Here is a 10,922-nt window from a genome sequence, read left to right as displayed (position 1 = left end):
TCTGTGTGCTGCTTTCTCAGCCGCAACAGTTGATATCTTATCACATGTTGTTTTGCCAGTCAAGCACTTTTTTCAACTTTTTTTATTTCTTTCAAGTTGTTGTTTCACCGTTATCCGCGGTGAGTCTTATTTTAGCATTATGTATCGTTAGATGTCAACATTTTTTTAGATTTTTTTTACAAGTTTTTGGAATATTTTATCAACCCCAATATCTTGTAGTTTCTACCACAAGATATTGTATAAACCGGGGCTTTCGAAGGTCGGTCCTCCGTATTATACCTGCCCCACGAAAAGAGAAAGGCCGGATATCTACATAAAAGAAGATATCCAGCCCGAAATATAATTGGATTGATACAGCCGGAGCAGCCACTCATTTTCATTGGTCCACTTCATTATTTGTTCCCCGAAGGCTCCCGTGGGGAAGTTTTGTATAATAATGTAGAGAATCCACAAAGCAACCACCACTTCAAGAATCCCTGCGGCTATGCCCAAAAGACTGTTGAAGAAGCTGATTATGGGCAGCCCGGCAATGGTTTTCAGGGAATTCAGGACAATACTCAGCAGGTGGAAAAGAATCCCCGTGATAACAATGAGGATAATGGCTATAATTCCGTTTTTGTTATCGTGATCCATGAAGCTGGAAATGGCCATGATGGACAGCGCCAGCACAAACAGGGCGACTACCAGGGAAATAAGCCGGTACACTTCCTCCGCCATCCCTGTGCGGAATCCTCTGACAGCCCTCCAGATACACAGAGCCAGCAGAATAATCAGCAGAATATTAAAATTCATTTGTATACTCCTATTTCATTTCTATCATATCAATACTGTCTTTGGTTACAGCCAGGTATTTTTTCGTGCTGATCGGCGAAAATAAGAGAACAGGCTTTTCAAACTCACCGCGGAACCGCTCCAGCCCTCTCATATTAAATATGGTACACTGCGTTTCATTATATATAATGACGGTATCCTTATAAAGGATAATATCTTTATAATCCATATCGAAATACAGCGAGGTTACTACGGCACCGGAGGTATTATATACGTCCAGACGGTATTTTCCTGCACCGGTGGTGTCCAGGAATACCAGTCCGATATTGTTTTCATTATAGAAAACACTTTGTATTTCTTCATCCAGCAATACATCCGCCGTACTTTTCGGTCTCTGGTCCCCACCGTAAAGTACAAGCCGGTTATCCGCAACGGCAAAGGCGGTATCTTTGCTCAAAAATGTGATATAGGGTATGACGGCGTCCACATAATCGGCACCGCTGGCGAAATTATCCACGAAGTTCTGTCCTACGGAGCTGAAATTATAAAATGCCACGCTGCTTTTGGCAGCGCCGCTCTCCACGGTAACATAGGATACAGCCATCAGCTTTCCGTCAGGGGAAAGAGCTACCGCTACCGGGTAGCCGCTTTTCTGCATGGTAGTCTTTATATATGCCACCTTTTCACCGTTGGAATTATAAAGATATATCCATGTGATATTAGTATCCTCCAATATCGCCGCTACCATACCATTCTCAGATAATGCAAATTCACGGATAGGAAGGTTGGTATCTATTTCCACGGCATCGCCGGACTGGGCAATATTATGTATGATATGTCCGTTATAATCCGCTACGGCAACCCTCGATTCGGCTATGCGGACCATGGGATTCTGCATTTCAAAGGTCTGGTTCCAAAGAGCGTTGCCTTTGGTATCGGTATAACTGATACCATCCTTACTGTAAGTAAGAAAGCCATTCTGATAGTTCAGACACGCCGCATTGTCGTATTGCTGCTTTTCAATGGTGGAAAGGGTAACATAGCTTGTAAATACCTGATTTTTAAGCTGGACATAGATGGTGGCCCCAAGTCCGGCACAAAGGAGTAATACCAGGATTGTCCTGGTGATAATAGCCATCCTGTGCTTAATTATCAGATTTCCCATATTCTTTTCCGTTTTTTTATTTTCTTTACGCTCTGCTCTCTTGCGCAGATAGTCACGTACATTCGACATAGAAATCCTCAAATCATAATTGTTCTGTAACTGCAGTCTAATACCCCGAAGCTTTGGGAAGTGAATAAAAAAAGCCCCGTTGATGCAAAATCACGCGGCTTTTTTCTCACCTGGCTCTGCCCTATTGGGATTATACCATAAATTTTCAATTAGGAAGTATAATTTTTTGTCCCGGAGTCAGCCGGTTGGGATTGGATATGGAATTCAGTTCACAGATTTCATCCATTTTATCCAGGTTTCCATAAAAGCGCCGGCAGATAAGTGCCAGGCTGTCCCCGGATTGTACGGTATAGCTGGCGGGGATTTGTGCAGATGCGGCCACGGCATCGGAAGTGATGTCGGAGGCGGGCTGCACATTTCCGTCCGATTCTTCCGAAGCTTCCTGTTCCTCCGCGGAAGGAGCCGGGGCATCCTGGGCATTGGCTTCCTGCGCGTCATCCCGGGCATCAGCCAGTGCCTGCCCGTCTGCGTCTGCCTGCGTTTCCGGAACCGGATTCTGCGTCTGACCGGTACCCGCTTCCGCTGCCTCTTCGGCTGCTGCGGGGAAAGCCGCCTGATTTTCCTGGGAAGTTCCGTTTACAGAGGAGGACATCACCGGAAGAGAAAGGCTCTCCTGGGCCTGCGCATTTTCCGCATCAGGCAGGGCCGCCTGTTTCTCTTCCACCTGGAAACCGCTGCTTCCTTCGGCGGATTCTGCAGAGGCGGTTTCTTCCCCGCCGTCCTCCAGCTGCTGTGCGGCGCCGGCGAACATATTTCCGGCTTCCTTCATATCATTATACCGGTTGATGGAGGTTACCCCGATCACACAAAGGACAAGCAGGACCGCCAGGCCTGCCGCCCTGCTGAAAAAGGAGGATTTCCTTTCGTCCTGTCTGTTATGGGAAACCGCATTTCTTCTGTTATCCCCCTGCTTGTTATCCGGCCTTTTCCTGCCATAGATTTCTGCCGCCTGCATAACCTTTTCCTGGCTGTTTTCCGGTTCCTTCTCAGGCTCTAAATTATAGGAATGTGGAAACCGTCTGATTCTTCGCGGCTCCCGGACATCGGTATCTTTTTCTTCCGGCTTTTCCGGCGTTTCGGTTTCCGGCCTGCGGCCCGTCTCCATGTTTCTTGCAGATGCTCTCGGCCTTACCTCCTGTACGGCTTCTCCGGGCTGGTTCTGGTGTACTGCTATGAGATAGGACTGCATGTCCTCATTCTGTTCATAAAAAATAAAATAGCCTTCCAGAGGGGTAGCATACCCGTCCTCAAAAAAGAGCCAGGCCTCCTGCTCATCGACACTGGCCTCCCCAATTCGGATCTGTTTGGAAAAATATCTTCGTGCCGTCATTTCCCATCCGGGTCCTTCTTTTGCCGCACCGTAAATAAAATAGTACCGGACTTCCCCTTCTTTTTCTGTTTTTCCATACAGGCAGAAATCTGCGGACTTGTCCCCGCTCCGGTTTTGGGAAAGATATGTATATACGTAGTCTTCTATGTATATTTTGTGACAGGGGTCCACGTCGCCTGCCTGTACCACATTTTTAGGAATCTGCATACTGCCACCGCCTTTTTTTCTTTCAATATAGCAAAGAAAGGACGCATATTTTGGCGGAACCCGCGGCAATGCCTATATTCTTTTCGACAAAAGGCGGCAAACAGCGTTAGACACACCCCGCGTGCCATCCGTATGATCATGGGCAAGAAAAAGCCAGGCACGGGAAAGGACTCCGGCCTGGCTCAGGAAATTTATTCAAAACGGAAAATAGTTACGCTGTGGTAATCTTTCCCCGGTCCGAAAACTGCGGACGGGAAATCCGGTTCATTGGCAGTGTCCGGATAGAACTGGGTCTCCAGACAATAAGCGGTACGGTTTCCGTAGTTTGCCCCGCCTTTTCCTGTCTGCTCGGCCATGCCGTTGCTGGTATAGAACTGCACCCCGGGGAGGTCGGTAAACACCTTCATGATCCTGCTCCCGGAAGGATTGGAGGCAACAGCCACAAGCCTCACGTTCCCGTCGTAATTATCCAGGCACCAGTTATGATCGTAGCCTCCTACCATTTCCAGCTGATCCCATTCCTTATCAATCTCTTCCCCTATTTTCCTGGGTGTATTGAAGTCCATAGGCGTTCCCTCCACGGGAAGCAGTTTTCCTGTGGGGATAGCGCCGGGCACAATCTCCGTGAAATATTTCGCATGAATCGTTACCAGATGCTCGGATATCTCTCCTGCATCATGGCCGTCCAGATTAAAATAAGAATGATTGGTCATATTGATAATGGTATTTTTATCACTGGTTCCCCGGTATTCAAGCTTCAGTTCGTTTTCCTCATTCACGGTATAGGTGACCTGAAGTGTTTTATTTCCGGGAAATCCCATATCTGCGTCAGGTATCTCAACAGAGAAGGTTACGCCGTTGTCCGTCTCCTGTGCTTCCCATATTCTTTTATGGACCCCCAGCTCCTTGTGGCTGTGAAGGTTATTGGCACCGTCATTGGGATCCAGATGGTATTCCACACCGTCCAGCGTAAAGCTGGCATTGGCGATCCGATTGGCATTGGGACCGATAACCGCTCCGAAAAAACATCCATTTACAAAGTATTCAGACAGTTTATCATAGCCGAGCACCACGTCCGCAGTCCTGCCGTCTTTGTCCGGCACGATTAAATCCACAAGAATGGCGCCGTAATTCATCACCTTTGCCTTCATTCCCCTGCTGTTTGAAAGCGTATAAAGATAGACCTCTTTTCCTTCCCTGGTAGAACCAAAAAGTTCTTTCTGCACTGCCATTTCATCCTCTCCCTTCCGCGTGCCCGGGCACGCATTCACGCAAACTGTTTCTGTTACATTTCCACTCTGCCTTCCAGCGCGCGCAGCAGAGTGACTTCGTCTATATATTCCAGATCGCCGCCTACCGGAACACCGCTGGCAATTCTCGTCACCTTGATTCCTGTGGGTTTGATCAGCTTTCCTATATACATGGCCGTCGTTTCCCCTTCCAGGCTGGAATTGGTGGCAATTATGACTTCCTTCACCTCTCCGGTAAGGCGGTGCATCAATTCTTTCAGCTTGATATCATTGGGGCCGATCCCCAGCATGGGGGAAATGGCTCCGTGAAGGACATGATATACGCCCTCGTATTTGCCGGTTTTTTCATAAGCGGCCAAATCTCTGGTGTTTTCCACCACCATGATGACCGAATGATCCCTGCGGTCATTGGCGCAGACGGGACATTTTTCGGAATCGGTCAGCGTAAAGCATTCTTCGCAATACCGAACATGTTCCTTGGCATCCGTCATGGTCCTGGCAAGCCTTTCCACCTTGGCTGCCGGCAGATTAATGATATGGAAGGCCAGCCGCTGGGCGGATTTGCTCCCGATCCCGGGCAGGCCTGACAGCTCATCGATTAATTTATTAATGTATCCGCTGTAAAGGTCCATCAGAAAGGAAAGCCTCCGCCAAGACCGCCTGTCATCTTGCCCATCATTTCCGTATTGGCTTCTTCAGCCATACGCAGGGCTTCGTTGGCAGCGGCCACCACAAGATCCTCAAGCATTTCGATATCATCCGGATCCACCACTTCTTCGGACAGCTTCACTTTGGTAATCTCTTTTTTTCCGGTAACGGTAACTTCCACCGCACCGCCTCCGGCCTTTGCCGTGAACTCCTTGGTTTCCAGTTCTTTCTGGCTCTCTTCCATCTGACGCTGCATCCTCTGTGCCTGCTTCATCAGGTTATTCATATTTCCGGGCATACCGCCGCCCGGGAATCCGCCTCTCTTTGCCATAATCCGTTATGACCTCCTTAACTATTCTTCTTCTATTTCCATGTGGATGATTTGGGTTAAATCCACGTAGGAGTCCTCAAAATCCCTGTCGGCACGGGAGACCGTCATCGTTACCTCCACCTGCTTCCCGGAGAATTCAGAAAGAAGCTTTTCCAGCTCTTCCTTGTTTCCTTCCTGCTTCAGAAAATAATCCGAAGCCAGGCCATCCTCCAGCACCACCATCAGCCGGTTGTCACCGCCCAGACTCAGCTTTGCCTTTTTGAGGTACTGCTTCATCGGCATAGCTGTCTGCCCTACAAGGGTGGGCCAATTGGATACAATCCGGGATACATCCTCCGGGATGGCTTTCGGCAAATCTGCCTGGGAAAAGGTGTGGACAGCCTTTTCCTGTCCCGGCGGCGCAGCTGCGGCCCGGGGATCGGCGCCTGGGGAGGGCTGCATGACCACGCCTTTTTCCAGCTGCTGTTCCACAGCCCGGATCCGATCCAGCAGCGAATCCTGACTGACCTCCATCTGCGGACGGCACAGCTTAATCAGGGCCATCTCGATTACTATCCGCTTCTGTCCTGCATAGCGTATTCTGCCGGAAAGCTCGGACAGCTCCCGGATATAACGCATAATGGCATCGGTCTGGGCCATACCGGCCTCTTCCTTCAGCCGCAGCAGGTTATCCGAGGAAACGTCCACCACATCCTCTATTGCCCCGTCCTCTGAGGTTTTTATCAGCAAAAGGTTACGCAGATACCAGGTGAAATCCGAAACAAACTGGGACAGTTCCCTTCCCTGCATGACGATTTCTTCCAGAATGCCGATGCATTCTGTCACGTTTCGCTCCAGCACAGCCCGCAGAAGCCTGCTGAAAACCTCGGTATCCACGGCACCAAGCACATCCAGCACCATATCATAGGTGAGTTCCTTCCCATAATGGAAGGCGATGCACTGATCCAGGAGGCTGAGGGCATCACGCATGGATCCGTCCGCCGCTTTTGCCACATACCGGAGGGCTTTTTCCTGCACCTGCTGGTTTTCCTGTACCATCAGCTCCCGGAGTCTGTCGGCAATGGTCTCGATGGAAATTCTCTTAAAATCATATCTCTGGCACCTCGACAGGATGGTTACCGGGATCTTGTGCACCTCTGTGGTCGCCAGAATAAAAATAACATAGGAAGGCGGTTCCTCCAGTGTTTTCAAAAGGGCGTTAAAAGCTCCTATGGAGAGCATATGCACTTCATCAATAATATAAACCTTGAAACGTCCTTCCGCCGGGGAGTAAGACACCTCATCCACAATTTCACGGATGTTGTCCACACCGTTGTTGGAAGCCGCGTCGATTTCTATCACATTCATGCTGGCTGCTGCCGCAATGGAACGGCAGCTGCGGCATTCCCCGCAGGGAGAGCCGTCCGTTGGGTTCTCACAGTTGACGGCTTTTGCAAAAATTTTAGCTATGGTTGTCTTGCCTGTCCCTCTTGTCCCGCAGAACAGATAGGCATGGCCGATACGATCCGCCTCTATCTGGTTTCTTAATGTGGTGACAATGTGGTCCTGGCCCTTCACGTCCTCAAAACGTTCCGGGCGGAATTTACGGTAAAGAGCTGTGTAAGACATTTTTTACCTCTTCTTAATCGCCGAAGCTGATTCCCAGCATTTTGGCTTCTTTTACTATGGAAGAATTAGGATCCACCATCTTCAGTTTTCCGGCGACCTCCTCCAGGGGTACTTTTACGATTTCCCGGTTCTTGTAGCCGACCATGAAGCCGTACTCCCCTTTCAGAATCAGTTTGCCGGCCTCCGAACCAAGGCGGCTTGCAAATACTCTGTCATACGGGCAGGGGGTTCCGCCTCTCTGGGTATGGCCGGGTACGGTCACACGCACTTCCATGCCGCTTTTCTTTGCAATCTGATCCGCGATCTCATAGGAAACGGAAGGGTAGGTATAACTCTCCAGTTTTTTCTTATATTCTTTTTTGCTCAGTTTGGCATCTTCTTTGGATATGGCGCCTTCGGCCACCGCAAGGATGGTAAACCGGCTGCCTCTGTCATGGCGTTCTTTGATGGCTTCGACCACCTTGTTAATATCATAAGGGATTTCCGGAATCAGGATTACGTCCGCTCCGCCCGCCATTCCGGCATTCAGGGTCAGGAAGCCGACTTTGTGCCCCATAACCTCCACAATGAACACCCTGCCATGGGAAGCGGCGGTGGTATGGATGTTATCAATGGCATCCGTAGCGATATTCACTGCGCTCTGGAAACCAAAGGTCATATCGGTTCCCCACAAATCATTATCTATTGTCTTGGGAAGGGTAATCACGTTCAGGCCTTCCTCCTTCAGCAGGTTGGCAGTCTTATGGGTTCCGTTCCCTCCCAGGATAACCAGGCAGTCCAGCTGCAGCTTGTGGTAATTCTGCTTCATGGCTTCCACTTTGTTTAACCCGTTCTCATCCGGATCCCGCATCAGCTTGAACGGCATCCGGCTGCTGCCTAAAATGGTGCCGCCTTTTGTGAGGATACCGGAAAAATCGAAGCCGGTAAGCATGCGGAATTTCCCGTAAATCAGCCCTTTATAACCATCCAGGAAGCCGTAAATTTCCACTTGCTCCTTGCCGTTGAACAGTGTCTTGGCAACGCCTCTCATTGCTGCATTCAGAGCCTGACAGTCCCCGCCGCTGGTTAACATTCCAATTCTTATCATGGACAGAACCCTCCTTTTTTTTGCCGTTAACTGTTCAGTCCCCTCTCAGTTACTGCCGGAATCGACTGAATAGCCACCTTTGTTTTATATAATGTATCCCGGGCAACACCTTCTCCTGCCGGAAAGCCACCAAAAAACAATGCCGGAAATCCTTGAAGAAAGCCTTCCGCAGATTTAGCCGGCGATTCTATTATGCGAAGTCTGGGTTATAAACATAGTAACACATATAAAATACACTGCGTATCTGAAATAAAAAACCGTTCCGACTGTCCGGACTGTTAGTAAAATTATACAATGTTTTGTCAGCTTGTACAACGTTTTTTTCCAGGAGAGCAGGCAGGCCGTGAATGGTAACGGAGCAGATTTTAAAAAATAAACGCCGCCGGGCTCAGAATGCTTGCGTACCGGCGGCAGTATATTTTGTGTCAGGAAAGGTTTTCTTTGAAGATCATGACTCCTTTTCCGGGAAGAATGATATCGTCACCGGCAAGGTACTGTTTTCCGGTGAGGAGATCGGTGCCGGGATTCTCAGCTGTCAGTTTTTCTTCCTGTGCATTATGGTTCAGGAAGAAAAGGAAGTCGTTACCGTTCTTCCGGCGCAGGGTGATCTCCACGCCGGCGCGGGGTTTGAATACGGGTTTTATGTTCTGCTCTTCAAGGACCATTTCAAGGAAGTCCGCATAGAAATCCCCGCCGGAACGGGTTGCCACATAGTAGGCACGTCCCTCACCCAGTTCATTTCTGGACAGTACGGGGGTTCCTTCGTAAAAATCCTTCTCATAGCAGGCAAGGGCTTTTGCGTGTTCCATATGCATGATGTCGCAGATTACGCCGGATTCATATTCTTTGCCGTTCCATGAAAACCTATTTTTCATATAAGCGGGCAGGGCGTCTGTTTCTTCCACCCAGATACCGAGGATATCCCGCAGCTTTCCGGGGTAGCCGCCGGTGAAAACAAGATCGTTTTCATCCACCAGCCCGCTCAGGAAGGTGGTCACAAAGGTTCCGCCGGCGGATACGAACCTGCGTATTTTCTCATCCGTCCCGGGTTTCGTCATATACAGGACGGGCGCGATTACCACCTGATAGCCCTCCAGGGAATCTTCCGTGGAAATAATGTCTACGGATATATTTTTGTCATAGAGTGCGGTATAGTAATTGGCAAGCTCATCCAGATATTTCAGGTCACAGCTGGGACCTGCGGAATATTCCAGAGCCCACCAGTTATCCCAGTCCACAAGCATGGCGACGCGGGAGGGAGTCCTGGCGTTCAGGGTGACACCGCCCAACTGCTCCAGCTCCGCACCGAGCCGGCTCACTTCCCGGAATACTCTCGTATGCTCCGTGCCGACGTGATCGATCACCGCACCGTGGAATTTCTCACAGGCGCCGATGCTTCTGCGCATCTGGAAGAACATAACTGTGTCCGCGCCATGTGCCACAGCCTGGTAACTGATGAGGCGCATTTCACCGGGACGCTTCAGGAGATTATAGGGCTGCCAGTTGGTCACGCTGGGAGTCTGCTCCATAAGCATGAAAGGTGCTCCCTGCTTCAGTCCGCGCATCAGGTCATGGCGCATGGCAACCAGGGCCGGCGGGTCGGTGGGGTTGGGGTAGTTATCCCAGGATACCAGATCCATGTACCTGGCCCACTTCTGGTAATCCAGGGGTTTGTAGAAGCCCATCAGGTTGGTGGTCACCGGGATATGCGGGGTAACCGCTTTGACCGCTTCATATTCCCCCAGATAATTGCGGAGCATGGAATCGGAGTTGAATCTGCGGTAATCCAGGGAAATGCCCTGAAATGTGGTGCGATCCTGGGCGAAATGTTCACTTTGCAGGTTGGGGACGACGATTTCATCCCAATCATAAAAGGTGTGGCCCCAGAAGCTGGTATTCCAGGCCTTATTAAGAGCCTCCATGGTGCCGTATTTTTCCTTCAGCCAGACGCGGAAGGCTTTTTCACAATTTTCGCAATAGCATTCCCCGCCGTATTCATTGGAGATATGCCAGGCCACAATGTTGTCACAGGTTCCATAGCGTTCTGCCAGCTTACGGGCAAGGGCCGCGGAATATTTCTGATAGACGGGGCTGTTGGGGCAGGAGTTATGCCTGCTGCCGAATTTTCTCCTTATACCGTTGAATTCCGTGCGCAGCACTTCCGGATATTTTTTAGCCATCCAGGCAGGATGGGCTGCGGTGGAGGTGGCCATTACCACCTTCAGATTATTCTTACGGACAAGCTCCATAATTTTATCCAGACGTTCAAAACGGTATGTCACTTCGTCAGGCTGGAGGGCCGCCCAGCTGAAAACGTTCAGAGTGACACAGTCTATCCCCGCAAGACGGAACATACGCATGTCCTCTTCCCATACCGCTTCGTCCCACTGTTCCGGGTTATAATCCCCTCCATATAACATTTTATTTGCCATAGTACTCCTATCTGCCCGCAGAGG

General features: G+C 49.9%; 9 protein-coding genes. All 9 read right to left on the bottom strand.

The window, feature by feature from the left end; all coding sequences use genetic code 11:
• Positions 1–309: 309 nt before the first annotated feature.
• Positions 310–792 carry a CvpA family protein gene (locus tag DXA36_RS31015; protein WP_118683222.1) on the bottom strand — a complete coding sequence of 161 codons (483 nt, stop codon included), beginning with the start codon at positions 790–792 and terminating at the stop codon, positions 310–312.
• A 10-nt stretch (positions 793–802) separates the two neighbouring features.
• Entirely contained in the window at positions 803–2,005 is a 1,203-nt protein-coding gene (locus DXA36_RS31010) for a DUF5711 family protein (RefSeq protein ID WP_118683220.1), read from the bottom strand.
• Between the two features lie 145 nt (positions 2,006–2,150).
• On the bottom strand, positions 2,151–3,542 hold the full coding sequence (locus DXA36_RS31005; protein WP_147366666.1) for a LysM peptidoglycan-binding domain-containing protein: 1,392 nt from the start codon (positions 3,540–3,542) through the stop codon (positions 2,151–2,153).
• A gap of 191 nt (positions 3,543–3,733) precedes the next feature.
• Entirely contained in the window at positions 3,734–4,774 is a 1,041-nt protein-coding gene (locus tag DXA36_RS31000) for an aldose epimerase family protein (RefSeq protein WP_118683216.1), read from the bottom strand.
• Positions 4,775–4,827: 53 nt separating this feature from the next.
• Positions 4,828–5,424, bottom strand: a complete 597-nt coding sequence (recR, locus tag DXA36_RS30995) for a recombination mediator RecR (RefSeq protein WP_118683214.1) — start codon at positions 5,422–5,424, stop codon at positions 4,828–4,830.
• The gene (locus DXA36_RS30990) at positions 5,424–5,771 is read right to left on the bottom strand and encodes a YbaB/EbfC family nucleoid-associated protein (protein ID WP_009254596.1); all 348 of its coding nucleotides are present in this window, start codon (positions 5,769–5,771) and stop codon (positions 5,424–5,426) included. Before DXA36_RS30990 ends, recR begins: the two co-directional genes overlap by 1 nt.
• A 21-nt stretch (positions 5,772–5,792) precedes the next feature.
• On the bottom strand, positions 5,793–7,379 hold the full coding sequence (gene dnaX, locus DXA36_RS30985; protein WP_118683212.1) for a DNA polymerase III subunit gamma/tau: 1,587 nt from the start codon (positions 7,377–7,379) through the stop codon (positions 5,793–5,795).
• 13 nt (positions 7,380–7,392) lie between these two features.
• Positions 7,393–8,466 carry a 6-phosphofructokinase gene (locus tag DXA36_RS30980; protein ID WP_118683210.1) on the bottom strand — a complete coding sequence of 358 codons (1,074 nt, stop codon included), beginning with the start codon at positions 8,464–8,466 and terminating at the stop codon, positions 7,393–7,395.
• A 425-nt stretch (positions 8,467–8,891) separates the two neighbouring features.
• Positions 8,892–10,898: a beta-galactosidase gene (locus DXA36_RS30975; protein WP_118683208.1), complete on the bottom strand. Its 2,007-nt coding sequence runs from the start codon at positions 10,896–10,898 to the stop codon at positions 8,892–8,894.
• Positions 10,899–10,922: the final 24 nt, after the last annotated feature.

It is taken from the genome of Eisenbergiella sp. OF01-20 (assembly GCF_003478085.1).
Taxonomy (GTDB): domain Bacteria; phylum Bacillota; class Clostridia; order Lachnospirales; family Lachnospiraceae; genus Eisenbergiella.
Note: the sequence above shows the minus strand (reverse complement) of the source record. Positions and strands in the feature narration are given on the sequence as shown.